Source organism: Paenibacillus wynnii (assembly GCF_030812855.1).
Classification (GTDB): Bacteria; Bacillota; Bacilli; order Paenibacillales; family Paenibacillaceae; genus Paenibacillus_AQ; species Paenibacillus_AQ wynnii_A.
Window position 1 is genome coordinate 1 of record NZ_JAUSTK010000007.1, and the last position, 14,364, is coordinate 14,364.

Sequence of the window (14,364 nt, forward strand, 5' to 3'; positions counted from 1 at the left end):
TGAGATGTAAAAGTGCAATTGAATCGCCCTCAGATGGTGCAATCCGCCAAATGAGATGTAAAAGTGCAATTGAATCGCCCTCAGATGGTGCAATCCGCCAAATGAGATGTAAAAGTGCAATTGAATCGCCCTCAGATGGTGCAATCCGCATAACAGAGGTGTGAAGTGCAGATCGTTGGCGTCTATGTGTTGGACCCGAGCTCTTGCGGCAATTGGACCTCAAATAGTGTTCGTACCACGCTACTTTCTACTGAAATGACTCCATCATGCTGCTCCACAATATTCCTGGCAATGAACAGGCCCAGACCTGTGCCGCCCCCCGGATGCGTTCTTGCCCGGTCACTCGTATAGTACATATCGAAGATATGTGGCAAATCGTCTGGATCGATGAATCCCCCGTAATTAATGACCTCAACCACCACCTGCCCAGAAGCAAGGCGGCTATTAATATCTACATACATTCCATCCTTCCCGTAACGGGCGGCATTGGTTAATAGATTCTCAAACACACGGGCCAGAAGTTCCCCATCACCTGCAATGTACAAGTTTGGCGTAATATTTACTCTAGAGAGCAGATGATTTTTCTCAAAAACAGGATATAATTCCTCATTCAGCTGCATCAACAGCTCACCGATGTCTATTCGCTTCTTCTCAACCGGCAGCATACCATAGTTCATTCTAGTGATATCGAACAATCCATCAATTAGTTTCTCTAAACGCTTCGACTTCGTAAAGGCAATGGAAGTGAAATGCTTGACTTGCTCTTCTGTCAACTGATTATCCCTAAGAATCAAATCCAAATAACCCAATACAGAGGTAAGCGGTGTACGTAAATCATGCGCCAAATTCACGACTAACTGATCTTTGCTGTTCTCTGCAAAATCCCCTCGTTCTACGGCCTGCTGCAGCTTTTCACTTGCCAGATTCAGATCTTCCGCAATGACTTTGAACTCATCCCTAGAGGAAATATGAACCCGATTCTTAAACTCACCACTAGCCAGATGATGAATTCCCTTCGAGATCTCATTGAAATAGGAAGCATACGGTTTGGTAAACCAGTAGAAGAAAAGAATAGCCAGCGGAATAAAGAGGAGCAGGAAAAAATAAATATCCCCTATGTTACTCATGATATGACGATACTGGGCCACAGGATCTTCCCGGCGCACACCGGAATAATAGAGCTGAAGGAGCCTATAGACCCCGTAAGTAATAGCGCCGGACAAAAGCATACTTAACCCCAGCAGCAGAATCATTTTGGTCCTAAAGCTTCGGATTCCCTTATTCATTGAACGTATACCCCACGCCCCAGATAGTTTTGATAAATTTATTCTTGTTCATATCTTCTCCAAGCTTCTTCCGCAGGGTTCGGATGTGTACCATAACCGTATTGCCGCTTTCATAGTAGGCCTCAGCCCACACCTGCTGAAAAATACTTTCCGCGCTAAAAACCTGCTTCGGGTGGCTGGCTAATAAATAGAGAATATCAAATTCCTTCGGCGTTAACTGGACAACCTCGCCATAAAGGGTAACGGTATGCTGATCCAGTGAAATGGTTAGTCCACTCACCTCCAGTACCGTCTTATTCACTGCCGCAGGTTGGTTGAAGTGCAAAGAACGGCGGAGATGAGAATTCACTCGAGCCACCAATTCCATAGGATTGAACGGTTTCGTCATATAGTCGTCCGCCCCCATCACCAGCCCCGTGATCTTATCGAGATCGGAGATTTTGGCACTCAAAAAAACGATTGGCAGATGGTACTGCTCCCGAATTTGACGGGTCACCTCGTAACCATCCATCTCAGGCATCATAATATCCAATATGGCTAAATCTATCGATTGTGACTGAATCGCCTGAATAGCAGCTTTCCCGTCAGAGACTTTAACAATATGATACCCTTCTTTTTGCAAATGCAAGGCGACCAAATCAGCGATCTCCGCCTCATCATCCGCTATCAAAACCGTGATTCGCTTCATTCCACTCCGCTCCTATATATAACGATCAATAGTATATTAAGCTTACTATTTGAATCCTAACTTAGGCTGAGACAAAACGCAAAAAAGGACAACCGTTTGGGTGCCCTTCATGATTGATTTTTTTCTATCTTTCTAACAAATTAAATCTTCCCAGCTCATCCTGAAGTTGTTGCGCACTCGCGCTTAGCATTTCTGAGGATGCTTGCACTTCTTCCATAGATGATAATTGTTCCTCGGCGGCAGCAGCCATATTTCTCGATTCATCGGCCGTTTGTTTCGAGATATCCACCATCTCGGTAAACGCTGCTGTTACTTGCTCCGTGCCTGCCGATACTTGTTCTGCAGATGCAGACACATCCTGAATTTGATCCGCGACTAACTGAATGGAGTTCAATATTATTCCAATAGCTTGGACAGCTTCCTTATTTGTCTCTAATCCCTGCTCCGTTACTAGAGCTGTTTGTTCCATAGAGGCTACAACCCTTGCAACCAGTGTACGGACTTCATCAACGAGTGCTGCAATCGACATGGCCGATTGTGTTGTTCGTTCGGCGAGTTTGCCTACTTCCGTGGCCACAACCATAAAACCTCGACCTTGCTCTCCTGCTCTTGCTGCTTCAATGTTGGCATTTAACGAAAGAAGATGGGTTTGTGAGGAGATTCCCATAATCATAGACACAATCGAATGAATCTCATCGGAATGCTCGTTTAGTTTCGTTACGAATTGACTGGACTGACCTACTGCCTCTTGAATTAGATTCATCTGGATAAACGAATCCTGAAGCTTCTTCTCTCCCAATTTTGCTCCATTCGTCGCGTCTGAGGCCGAGTCTGAAACTTCCGACGCGCTCTCCGCGATCCTCGTTATAGCTACGGCCATTTCTTTCATGGCCAACGCATTCTCCTCCGAGGCTTTCTGCTGTACTTCCGCACCATCTGATATGGCACTGACGGAGTAAGCAATTTGTTTCATAACCGTCGTTGACTCCACAGATACCGCTGATAATTGCTGTGAGGAAGCCGCCACCTGCTCGGAGATTTCCTGATTCCGGCGAAGAAGATCATTAAGTGAATCAGCCATGAGATTAAACGAGTCTCCCACATAACTTAATTCATCCTTCGTCTGAAGCTTCAAACGCTCCGACAAATCACCAGCAGCTAACTTGGCTGCCCCAACCTGTAAGGATTGAATCGTTGACTTTACATTTCTATAGAACGCAGTATAGAAAAGTCCAACCAATAGCAGGGAAATCCCAATAATTAAAAGCATGTTATTTCGGTTGGAGGAAAGGTTGTCGATCCGTACATCAAGAAGTTGGCTCAATTCAGCAGAGACGACTTTGAAGAGACTCACAGAATCATCAATCGCCTTCGTGCCTTCAGCAAAATAGTCTGCTGGCGTCATAGATATTGCCGATGTATTTAATATATTTGTATCTAACGCTTGAATAAAACGATTAACAGACTCTACGTTGAGTTTACTCGTATCCCCAAACTGTTTGTCAAAAGATGTATTATATTTAGTCGCCTTAATCACTGCCTGTTCAATTCCCTGTAGAGCATTTTCAATCTGATTTTTGTCGATCATCAAGCTTATTTTTTCATCCGTAGTGATCTGTTTCCGAGCCAATATTCCATTTCCTTGACCACGGGCTTGTCCAGTAAGCTCAATCAGTATGGGAAGTCGGTTAACCATCATATCCATTAAGTAGAAAGAATCAATCTCAGGATCCAGAGTTAATCCCGATTGATCTGCCGCAAGAGTGATGAGACCGAGCACGTTGTGTATGAGAGCGGAATGCTGATTAAAGCTGTCTTCGGGCCTAAGCGAAGTTGTCGTCGCCTGCAGCTTCTTCCAATCACTTTGAATAAGTGTCCACAGGTCAGTAGAATCAAGCTCTACTATATTCTTGGCTTTTGTCTTGCCAATAAGCTCTATATTGGAATTGATCTTTTTTTCCGTTTCAACAAGCTTGGACTCTGAAGTTGTATCTCCATTCAAATATCCATTCGCTAGCCCACGATGCTGTTGTATATTGAGCATCAGAGGCATGAGAGATTCGATATAGGATACTCCCACTTTTTCTTTCTCTGCAATTTCAATATTTTGCTGAATATTTGAGAGCCAAATACTCAACAGAAAAACCAAGGGTCCAACAAAAAGCAAGCTAAGCAGAATAAACTTCTGCGCATACTTTAAACGGGAAATGACAGCTATAAAAGGTTTTAAAATAAAAGCACTCATGAAGCTAAACCACCTTTAATTATTAGATTAAATTTTATGTTACTTTATTATTATCGGTAATTATAAACCCTATCATAATAGTATGAATTTAAATTTAATAAAAGGGGAATATCCCAGCGGCCATTTGCATGACCTTTGGGACAGCCCCCTCAACTTGGCTATCATGTGTGGAAATTACTGCTTTACTTGCGCCATCTTTCAGCCAACTCACGGATTTGATGCGGCGTTGTACGGCAGCATCCACCTATTATGCGCGCCCCTGCAGCGTACCAACGTTCCGACTCATCACGCATACTCCCGCAGGTTCCGTTTCCATGCCAGGTTTTGGTCTCCGGGTTGTACATCTCTCCCGAGTTAGGATATACAATGATCGGTTTTGTGGTGTAGTTGCTCAGAATAGTGACTGCATCGGTCACCACGGTTGTCGGTGCGCAGTTCAGGCCGATTGCAGCAATCTGCTTATTGGACCCGAACCGAGCGGCACACTCTTCAAGCGATGTCCCCTCACTGATGGAGGTTCCATCCTTCAACGAAAAGGACAGCCAGGCGAAGACATCTGGGAATTCCTTCAGCAGTGCCTCTAACACCCCAGCCTCCTGAAGGGAAGGAATGGTCTCAAAAGCTAAGATATCGGCCCCTGCTTCGATTAGTGCAGCCATCCGGGGACGATGAAAGGCGGTTAAAGTCTCATCTGTCACCCCGTAATGGCCTACATACTCCGATCCGTCCGCCAGATAAGCACCATAAGGACCTACGGATGCTGCTACAAGCGGCTTTGGCCGATGGGTCTGCTCCCCTTCCTGCCAAACATCATCTCTCGCCCGACTAGCTAGCTGTACTGTTAAGCGGATCAGATCCAACGCAGCTTGTTCCCCGATTCCCTTTTCACCAAAGCCCAATACCGTAGCCTGATAACTGGACGTAATTGCACAGTCCGCTCCGGCTCTGAAATAATCGGCATGCACCTGATAGATTAGCTCAGGATTCTCCAGCAGCACACGGGCGGACCAGAGAGGATCATCTAGATTACATCCATGCTGCTCCAATTCGGTCGCGAGGGCTCCATCCAGAATCATAACGGAGTAATCGCGTAAAATAGCTTCAATTGGATTGGATAGGTTCGACATGGGCTTGTCCTCTTTTCTTTACACGTTGAGTGAGATAGTAGCTGCCATAACATAAGATTATAAAGGGTATTCCACAATACAGCGCAATTCGCTGTGTCGAGTCAAAAGCAATTCCGATGCATGAAGCCAGGCAAAGGACTAAAGAGACTAGCGGTACCACCGGATAAAAAGGAGTCCGGTAAATTAGATCCTTAACTGAATTCCCTTCCCGTAGATACTGCCTGCGGAACAACAATTGTGACAGGCTGATGCTCATCCATACGACAACAACAGCCAGTCCAGAAATCGATACCAAAGCAATATACACTGTCCCCGGTGCAATAATGCTGGACAGCAACGCTAATCCACCACCCAGCATACTGAAGGTTACCGCATATATCGGCACGCCCCGCTTCGTTAACTTGGCAAACACCGGAGAGACGGTCTGTTTATCCGCTAGAGACCACAGCATCCGGGAGGAGGCATATAATCCTGAATTGGCTGCTGACAGAATGGCTGTCAGAATAACAAAGTTCATGATATCAGCGGCATATGGAACACCGATGCGCTCCATCACAGCTACAAATGGACTCTCCAGAACACTGGCGTCTGACATGGGCAGCAGTGCAGCCAGAATTACAATCGTCCCAATAAAAAAGATAATCAGACGCCACAACGTGGTGTGGATTGCTTTAGGAATTGTTTTTTCCGGATCAACCGTTTCCCCGGCTGCAATTCCAATTAACTCCGTTCCCGAAAAGGCAAAATTGACGGCGAGCATGGTAAGAAGGATGGCTGTTGCACCCTGCGGGAACCAACCGGAAGCCGTTATATTTGAAAAGAGGGGTGCAGCTTCCGTCTCAGCCATTGGGATAAATCCGAACATAGCGGCCCCACCCAGAATAATAAATATTACAATCGTTAGTACTTTAATCGAAGAAAACCAAAACTCCGATTCCGCAAAAAGCCTGACCGTCAACGAATTAAACAAAAAGATCATCAATGCAAACAATGCACTCCAAATCCATACGTTAACGGAAGGGAACCAGCGCTGCATCAACAGTCCTGCCGCTGTAAACTCTGAACCAAGTGCAACGGTCCAAGTCAACCAGTACAACCAGGCGACTGTATATCCGGTTGCTGGACCAATATACTTGGCTGCATAACTGTGAAACGCACCGGTCTCCGGCATATGTACGGACAGTTCTCCAAGACAAAGCATAACCAAATAAACGGATACCGCACCAATGAGATACGCCAAAATTGTTCCTAAGGGTCCAGCCTGCTGAATAGTATAGCCGGAACTAAGAAATAATCCAGTCCCGATTACCCCACCAAGCGACAGCATGACGACATGCCGTGTCTCCATCTTTCTTTGAAATGGTTGTTTTCTGTTGTTCTCCATGCTTTCTCCCCTTCTTCTTCATCCAGGGTGAACACAAAAAACGCACCCTTATAATAGAGTGCGTACTGATAAATAAAGACAAATGCTTATCTATCAGGCTGTTCACCCGCTGGAGTTAGCACAGTATCCTTCAGAGATCTGTTGCTGAGGCTTCAAAGGGCCAGTCCCTCCACCTCTCTGGATAAGAAATAATTTGATTTTTAACTACTATAGCGATCTATGTTTCAGCTGTCAATATATAAGTAGATTTATGTATCGGTTTGCAGCGCAGGCTTCACTGCTCTGGTTTATACTCACCTAACTTCCCTTCGTAGATCAAATACAACCGCTCGCTTTGCCGGAAGTCGTCCGGTGTAACGAGTGCAGGCAGCTTGTTCCATAGCTTTATGCCGGAGCGCTCTAGAATCTCGGCAACGAATTGCGAACAAAAGTAGGAGTTGCTGAATTCAACAGGTTCCTTGAGTGCGATACCGATAACACCCAGAATGTTATAGAGATACTTTTTACGGCTTCGGATAAAAATTTGCAAAACCCGCTTCATTTTCTCGACTTCGCGGTCGGATACATGTAGCTCATAGATGACGCAGGTCGTATTCGGATATTTGCTGAATGTGCCTGTCTTAATATCCTCTTTCACAAATCCACCGTTGAGAGGGTTGCTTGGGTGCTTTCTCCCGAAGCTGTACAGCTCAGAAAGTTCCCGGTTAAACGAAATCGAAGCGTGGTTGTATGGCGCTTTCGTATAGCCTTGAATCATTTTCGTAAAAAGCGTTCCGGTATTCGTGAGCAAAATAAAGACCGATCGATCTTCTGCCATTTACATAATTTCCCCTTATCAAGTTTGGACTATTCCTTCATAATATCATATGATCCCTTTAATGGAATCTACCTCACGATAAGTTGGTGATTGGCAATGAGCAGCTCATTATTTACGTTAATTCTTATATTTTCAGCCTTATCGGCTATCCAATTGGTCTACTATATAGTGGGTAGATTACAGCCGAGCAAAGACTATACGGCCATTGGATTCCGCATTAAAACCTGGTGGGGCATGCTCTTCATCTTTTGCCTGGCAACCCTTTTCAACCCTATCGTTTCCCTGCTGTCCCTAATGGCACTCACCTTCTTTGCACTGAAAGAGTATTTCTCCATGATCAAATCCAAAAAAGCCGACCGCAGACTTTTTCTGTGGGCGTACTTATCCATTCCTGTACAATTTTATTGGATTTATATCGAGTGGTACGGGATGTTTATCGTATTTATCCCGGTCTATATCTTCTTGTTCCTACCGATCCCTCGTCTGATTAATAAAGGAACGGTAGGTTTTCTGCGCAGTGTCAGTCAGGCTCAATGGGGGCTTATGCTGATGGTTTTCGGGCTTAGTCATCTGGCCTACTTCCAATTTGCTACACCGCAGTATGGCGCAGGACTTGTACTTTTCCTAGTGGTGTTGACGCAGTTAAATGACGTGGTGCACCATTTGGCATCCATGTATTTCGGCAAGCGAAAGGTAGTCCCGACAGCCAACCCGTATTTAACTTGGGAAGGTTTTGCGTGCGCGTTTATCGTAACGACAGGGAGTTCTTATCTAATCTACCCGTACTTAACTCCTCTTGACCTAACTTTTGGGATCGTGTCCGGCATGCTAATCAGCTTGAGCGGTTTCTTCGGCAGCCTAACGGTCTCCGTGTTGAAACGGGATTTGTTAATCGGCGATGACGATAAGTTCGAGTCTTTGAAAAAAAGCTACTTAAGCCGGGTCGATAGTCTGACCTATACCTCGCCGATTTTTTTCCACGTCATCCGTTACTTCTTCGATTTTATGTAGGAATTTAAGAAAAGGTTAGAAATGTCCATTTGTTAAATTTTACAACAAAACCATTTGGTCTTACCTTCGTTTAACTAATATGACCAACATTTCTCAACAAGGTGATGACCAAATGACGAAAATCAAAGGCGTGTTACTTTCTCTTCTGACTATGTCCATGTTATATTCAGCCTCTGCTCATGCAGAAGAAACCAAGGCCGAGGCCCAAATGACTCCCATCGCAATGTCCATCTATTTGGACGGCCAACGCCTTCAACCTGAAGTCGAGCCGATCAACCTCAACGGTACGGTACTTGTTCCTATGAATGAACTGTTTAAGGTACAGGGTGCCAATCTATCCTGGAATAACACGAATAAAACGGTCACAGCAACTAAGGGCGACACAACGTTTACCTATCGCATTGGAGAGCTTACAGCTAATCTAAATGATCAGACACTGAAACTGACCACTGCCGGCCATATTACTAATGGGTACACCATGATACCGCTGCGCTTCGTTACTGAAGCCCTGGGAAATACAGTGAAGTGGGATCCGGACACCCGATCCATCCAAATCTCGTCTGTAATAGACTATGATACTGCCATCCTTTGGGGCGTCAATCTTCGAAACCTCCCCAGTTCCCAGAGCGCCTCCGCAAGTCTGGAAATGCTGGCCGCAGGCTCAAAAGTTCATGTTATCGACGAGGTTGATGCTTTATGGATAAAAGTACGCACCCCCGATAACAAAATCGGATACTTATCAGCGAAACCGAAATATACCGATTACACAAGCTCCTCCCTGATTAAGATGCAAGCGGACGAGCTGATTACTTACGGAAAGAAATATCTAGGCAAACCGTATGTCTTCGGTGCTTCACCGGATCAGACAGACACCTTTGACTGCTCTTCTTTTGTTAAGCGTGTGTTCGAAGATACACTGTCGATTGAGCTTCCACGAGTCTCCTATGATCAGGCCAAGATAGGCAAGGAAATCGGGATCAACGATCTGCGTAAAGGGGACTTATTGTTCTTCACCGCACGTAATCTGGAAATCGGACATGTTGCCATCTATGCAGGGAACGATCAGATTTTGCATACGTATTCGAAGGAACTCGGCGTTCATATCGAATCCTTCGGCAGTAAGTGGAAGGAACGGTTCGTTACGGCCCGGAGGGTGTTCTAGAAACAACGATTCCACTTCTATACAGACACGAACAAACCCCAATGCCATGAACTCCATGGGGTTGGGGTTTTTTTACAGAAACTGTTTTTAGCAGTCTTTTGGACCTCATTCATACGAATTCGGGTTAGACTGAAACGGTTCAGTAACGAGTCGGGCTACATTAGTAGGCTTTAAATGCATGTGAGGCAACTGCTTGGTATTTGTCAGTTGTATTGGCTCGCTTTATCCATAATTTGATAGTGTAGGTACCCTTCGTAGGGAAATCATATGCCCAGCTAGCTTGTGATAATAATCCAGTGTCTTCAACTAGCACAGAAGCTGCATTTGTCTTATCTACAACCTTCCCAGCATATTCAATCGTCCAGTATTGTTGATAAGTTACATTTACCTTACTTACTGAAATAGAAGCATATGTATCAAACGGTGCTGAGTTTATCGAAAATGCACCTATAGGATTACCATCTTGAAAAGCTAAAACGGTGTCTGCCTTATAGGTTACACTGTTCCCCGCTGCAAAAGCGGTGGATGAAAATACGAACATAATTACAGCTACTAAAAATAAAAATCTGAACTTTTTCTTCAAATATTCCAACTCCTCTTAATTTATAGAATATGGCCTTTCGGAACCTCGTCTATCTTTTCGCCAAAGAACGATAAAATCCTTCTTTAAAAGTAAAATGATTCCATGTCAATCTTCACTTTATTTTCACAATAATTAATAAAAAAGAGCACTTATTACCGTCCCTTCACCCATTTGAGTGCTCACGTTAATCCGCCCACCCATCGCTTGGACTAATTCCTTAGTTATAGCCATTCCGAGACCACTTCCTTCTATGGAGCTATCCGTATTCGTTCCCCGATAATAACGGTCAAACAAGCGTGCAATGGTCTGTTGATCCATCCCTTGACCGTTATCGCTGAAGTCTATGCGCCAACCTTTCTCTGGCAGTTCGATCAATTCAATAATCATCTCCGTACCTGGGGAATTATGAAAAATCGCATTGGCTATGATATTATCTCCTCTGAGCCTCATATTCATTTTCAAGTATCTGCAGGAACGGACGAAAAACCGTTGACTACCCTTCCTATCACTTTTAAGGATGGCTTGGAACCGATCCGCGGTGATATCGTATCAGGAACTATAGATAAACAATAATGAAGAGGTGGAACAATGAAGCCCATTCCTAAGAAAAAGAAGTATACGACGAGCGGCAACATAGAATACGCGCAATCTGGTGAAGGCCTGCCTGCCGTAATTCTCATTAATGGAGGAAGCGGTCCGATTGAAGGCTGGTACAAAGTGTTCCATGAACTAGCTGAGCAGACAACGGTTTTCGCTTATAATCGATTTGGGGTAGGAGGCAGCGATAAGCCCTCCACTCCTCAGCATGGAAATGCGATTGTGAGCTCACTCAGAGAATTGCTCAAGGAAGTAAACCTCCAGCCTCCTTATATTCTAGTTGGGCACTCTCTAGGGGGGTTATATGCTAACCTGTTTGCTAGGCAATATCCAAATGAAATAGCGGGAGTCGTGCTTCTGGATTCCAGCCACCCGCAAGATCTAAAAATTAATGAAACCCAAAGTGGATTCATCCGGGGCATTAATCGAATCCTTCAGAAATTCGATTCCTTCTCTTCCCATAAACAATGGAACGAGGTTCACTTTGTAGAAGAGACCGTGCAGCAAATCGGGCAGGCCGCCCCTTTCCCAGATGTCCCGTTATTTGTAGTATCTGGGGGCAAAAAACCACCAATGCTCCCAGAGCATGCCTATCAATTAAGAAAAGCCAATCAACTAGACTTTGTGCAGCTTAACCATCAGGGCAAACACATTATAGCTTCCCAAAGCGGACACTTTCCGCAGATGTCGGAGCCAGAAGTCGTAAAGCAGGCTATTCAGGAGTGCATTGCTAGGGTGAGAAAAAAAGACACTTGAGCGTCTGTGCTCAGTGTCTTTTCTCTATATCAACCTACCCACAAACGTTTGTTTAAAAAGTGTGTCTATGAAACTGGATTCACAGTAGTAGCAGCGGTAGCAACATCCTGAGTCCTACCTTTTTTAACCCCAGAAGCTACCAATACAATAAGGAAAAAGACTGAAATCCCCCATAACACCTCTACGTTCATACTTCCCGTCTTAAATCCGCCGAAATACATGACCTCTCGAAGCCCTACTGCAACAAATTTCAGTGGAACCCATGAGTATAGCCAATCCTGCGTCGCCTGCGTCAGAAATTCAGGTGCAATATTAAGCACCGGCATGGAGAAGAACATGAGAAGTACGAGGATTCCCATAGCAGGAAGGCCAATCCAGTTCAGTAACGACGATTGTATTAGGAAGAATGCCGAGCCAGCCAGCCAAAGGAATAACCAGGTATCTACAGCATGTGTTAGCTCCATTCCATACCATGACGAAGCCATCCATACCAAGAACCCCGATACAGCCATTATTAAGACGAGTCCAACCCCTATCTGACTAAGAATAACAACCCATCTCCGAGTTCCCTTAGCAGCTACCTCCTTGGATATTATAAACAGCATTAACCCGGCTACCAAGCTGCCAATCCATTGGATCTGAGTCAGCATACCCGGTGCATTGCCACTCGCATTATTGATACCCACAGCATGGACCGTCTCTTCTTCTATAATTATTGGAGATAATAAAGCTTTAGCTGCTCCTACCGTTATCTGCTCTGATTGCTGACTCATCAGTCCAAGCAACTGCGTAGACAACTCCAGGCTGACGCCCTTCATTGCAGCTCCAAGCATCTGCTTTACAGCGGACGAGGCTTGCGTATTCGCACCTTCATTCGTAATAATCTTCACTGTTGCCGGTTTAGGATCTGGACTAGCCAACGATAACATTCCGCTGCTGAGGTCTGCCGGCAGCACCAATGCCCCGTAATACTCTCGATGATCCAAGCCCGCTCTTACTTCCGACTCTGAACCAACAACCTTCCATACAATAGGAGCCTGATTATTAGACAGTAACTTCTCCCTAATCTTCTCACCCACGGCTAGAGATTCACCTGTCGGCAGCCCTACCTGTTGATCTAGAACCACAATAGCAACCGGTAAATTTTTGGGCTTTGCCCCGACAATCGACCCCATCATAGCAGCCCCAAAAACAACTAACACAACAAATACAGCGACTATCCCTATCCACAGCTTTTTTTGTTTTATGAGAGCCATTCCACTCTACCCCATCTCTATTTTTAATTAACAATATGTTGATTAATGACCATAGTGTTAATTATAATGAGAGTCATACGGAATACAATAATCAGCTTTACCCCATTCTGTTAACTATTCAACACCACTCTGCAAAACTGTTCACTACCTCGAATAATTTAATCGAAAGGGGCTCCTTATGTCTGAAAAAATGGATCGAAGACAAGCTCGAAGCAAACAATTAATGCGCGAGGCTCTCCTGTCGATTTTAGAAGAGAAAAGTATCGAAGGGATTACCGTTACTGACATCGCGAACCGTGCAGATATTAACAGAGGAACCTTCTATCTGCATTATCGGGACGTAGCCGACATGCTGGACCAAATGAAGGATGAGGCTTTTGAGCAGATTCGGAATAGAATCCTGCAGCTTAATCCTAAGGAATTAATGGTTTATGCCGATCGAAATGAGCCCTACCCAAAGATAACCCTTATTTTCGAGGAGGTTGAACGTCAGGCAGGATTTTTTAAGGTTATGTTCGGGCCTCATGGCGATGTTTCTTACATCAATCGGTTTAAGGCCTCAATGGAAACCCAAATTTTCAACAACCTTTCTTATGCGCAGCCTCAAGAGGAGAATCGATTAGTTCCTTTGGAATTCCTGATTTCTTATATGGCTTCAGCTAACTTGGGAGTAGTACTGCACTGGCTACAATCAGGAATGAAGCAAACACCTCTCGAGCTTTCAGCTATAATGACAAACCTAATGAATTATGGCCCGCTTACTTCATCCGGACTAAGGATTGAAACCCCGAAGATAGAGTCGAGAAAACGGTCAAATCACATATGAGTCATTACTTTTGGGCAGGGAATTGAACCGCAAACAGGTTCCGTATATGATAACTTTATAATGTTTATTTAAGGGGAGGTTGCGTTTACGTGGCAGTACTAATTAATGAGCAGATCCGGGCATCTGAGGTGGCGCTGACTGGACTCAGAGGAGAAAAGCTCGGCTTCGTGTCCAGAGAAGAGGCGCTGGCTATGGCCCGAGCCCAAGGGGTGGATTTGGTCTGCACCTCGCTGATGAGCAGTCCCCCGCCTTGCAGCTTAGTTGCCAAGGGTAAAGGAAAAGCGGTAGCTGGGAAGGAAGCAGCAGCTGGCAAGTCGGGTAAGTCGGGTAAGTCTGGCGCAGGACGGACTATGGGAGCCGGCGGCAAGGAGAAGGTCAAGGAGCTTCGCTTCACCGCCCATATCGAGGAGCATGATTACGACACGAAGCTCCGCCAGGCGGACAAGCATCTCCGTTCCGGCAAGCCGGTACAACTGGTCGTGAAAGCATCCGGCGCCAAAGAAGGACTCGCCGCCAAAGCCGTGCTGGAACGGCTGTTGGCCGATTTGAAAGAGGCGGGAGTGAAGGACTCCGGCATTCAGACGGGCGGCAAAGGCTCGCAGGTGAAACTAAATCCGCGCTGAATC

Annotated in this window: 15 protein-coding genes and 1 riboswitch; of the genes, 6 read left to right on the forward strand and 9 right to left on the reverse strand. The window is 45.2% G+C overall.

Annotated features, from left to right (window positions below; genetic code table 11):
* Nucleotides 1-182: 182 nt before the first annotated feature.
* From J2T20_RS09025 to J2T20_RS09050, 6 genes are all read right to left on the reverse strand, one after another.
* Nucleotides 183-1,286: a HAMP domain-containing sensor histidine kinase gene (locus J2T20_RS09025; RefSeq protein ID WP_307587603.1), complete on the reverse strand. Its 1,104-nt coding sequence runs from the start codon at nucleotides 1,284-1,286 to the stop codon at nucleotides 183-185.
* Nucleotides 1,279-1,974: a response regulator transcription factor gene (locus J2T20_RS09030; RefSeq protein WP_307587604.1), complete on the reverse strand. Its 696-nt coding sequence runs from the start codon at nucleotides 1,972-1,974 to the stop codon at nucleotides 1,279-1,281. Before J2T20_RS09030 ends, J2T20_RS09025 begins: the two co-directional genes overlap by 8 nt.
* Before the next feature lie 124 nt (nucleotides 1,975-2,098).
* A complete protein-coding gene (locus tag J2T20_RS09035; protein ID WP_307587605.1) occupies nucleotides 2,099-4,219 on the reverse strand; it encodes a methyl-accepting chemotaxis protein in 2,121 nt (706 codons plus the stop codon).
* Nucleotides 4,220-4,401: 182 nt separating this feature from the next.
* The gene (gene mmuM, locus J2T20_RS09040) at nucleotides 4,402-5,346 is read right to left on the reverse strand and encodes a homocysteine S-methyltransferase (protein WP_307587606.1); all 945 of its coding nucleotides are present in this window, start codon (nucleotides 5,344-5,346) and stop codon (nucleotides 4,402-4,404) included.
* Nucleotides 5,321-6,730, reverse strand: coding sequence for an S-methylmethionine permease (gene mmuP, locus J2T20_RS09045; RefSeq protein WP_307587607.1), 1,410 nt, complete (start codon nucleotides 6,728-6,730; stop codon nucleotides 5,321-5,323). Before mmuP ends, mmuM begins: the two co-directional genes overlap by 26 nt.
* 83 nt (nucleotides 6,731-6,813) lie before the next feature.
* Nucleotides 6,814-6,918: riboswitch (SAM riboswitch) on the reverse strand.
* Between the two features lie 86 nt (nucleotides 6,919-7,004).
* Nucleotides 7,005-7,547, reverse strand: coding sequence for a hypothetical protein (locus tag J2T20_RS09050; RefSeq protein ID WP_307587608.1), 543 nt, complete (start codon nucleotides 7,545-7,547; stop codon nucleotides 7,005-7,007).
* Between the two features lie 96 nt (nucleotides 7,548-7,643).
* On the opposite strand from J2T20_RS09050, the gene J2T20_RS09055 reads away from it, so the two are divergent.
* Complete coding sequence (locus J2T20_RS09055; RefSeq protein WP_307587609.1) at nucleotides 7,644-8,558, forward strand: phosphatidate cytidylyltransferase; 915 nt, start codon at nucleotides 7,644-7,646, stop codon at nucleotides 8,556-8,558.
* Nucleotides 8,559-8,670: 112 nt separating this feature from the next.
* Nucleotides 8,671-9,720, forward strand: a complete 1,050-nt coding sequence (locus J2T20_RS09060; RefSeq protein ID WP_307587611.1) for a C40 family peptidase — start codon at nucleotides 8,671-8,673, stop codon at nucleotides 9,718-9,720.
* 160 nt (nucleotides 9,721-9,880) lie between these two features.
* Here the strand turns inward: J2T20_RS09060 and J2T20_RS09065 are convergent, their stop codons facing one another.
* Nucleotides 9,881-10,303 (reverse strand): hypothetical protein, encoded by a 423-nt coding sequence (locus J2T20_RS09065; protein ID WP_307587613.1) that lies wholly within the window; start codon nucleotides 10,301-10,303, stop codon nucleotides 9,881-9,883.
* Between the two features lie 132 nt (nucleotides 10,304-10,435).
* Nucleotides 10,436-10,678, reverse strand: a complete 243-nt coding sequence (locus J2T20_RS09070) for a sensor histidine kinase (RefSeq protein ID WP_307587615.1) — start codon at nucleotides 10,676-10,678, stop codon at nucleotides 10,436-10,438.
* A 30-nt stretch (nucleotides 10,679-10,708) separates the two neighbouring features.
* On the opposite strand from J2T20_RS09070, the gene J2T20_RS09075 reads away from it, so the two are divergent.
* Together J2T20_RS09075 and J2T20_RS09080 are read left to right on the forward strand one after the other, a co-directional pair.
* A complete protein-coding gene (locus tag J2T20_RS09075; RefSeq protein ID WP_307587616.1) occupies nucleotides 10,709-10,876 on the forward strand; it encodes a hypothetical protein in 168 nt (55 codons plus the stop codon).
* Nucleotides 10,877-10,891: 15 nt separating this feature from the next.
* Nucleotides 10,892-11,656: an alpha/beta fold hydrolase gene (locus J2T20_RS09080; protein WP_307587617.1), complete on the forward strand. Its 765-nt coding sequence runs from the start codon at nucleotides 10,892-10,894 to the stop codon at nucleotides 11,654-11,656.
* 65 nt (nucleotides 11,657-11,721) lie between these two features.
* Here the strand turns inward: J2T20_RS09080 and J2T20_RS09085 are convergent, their stop codons facing one another.
* Nucleotides 11,722-12,912 carry a YhgE/Pip domain-containing protein gene (locus J2T20_RS09085; protein WP_307587619.1) on the reverse strand — a complete coding sequence of 397 codons (1,191 nt, stop codon included), beginning with the start codon at nucleotides 12,910-12,912 and terminating at the stop codon, nucleotides 11,722-11,724.
* Between the two features lie 178 nt (nucleotides 12,913-13,090).
* Here J2T20_RS09085 and J2T20_RS09090 point away from each other — a divergent pair, with 178 nt between their 5' ends.
* Together J2T20_RS09090 and infC are read left to right on the forward strand one after the other, a co-directional pair.
* Complete coding sequence (locus J2T20_RS09090) at nucleotides 13,091-13,738, forward strand: TetR/AcrR family transcriptional regulator (protein WP_307587621.1); 648 nt, start codon at nucleotides 13,091-13,093, stop codon at nucleotides 13,736-13,738.
* A gap of 89 nt (nucleotides 13,739-13,827) precedes the next feature.
* A complete protein-coding gene (gene infC, locus J2T20_RS09095) occupies nucleotides 13,828-14,361 on the forward strand; it encodes a translation initiation factor IF-3 (RefSeq protein WP_307587622.1) in 534 nt (177 codons plus the stop codon).
* Nucleotides 14,362-14,364: the final 3 nt, after the last annotated feature.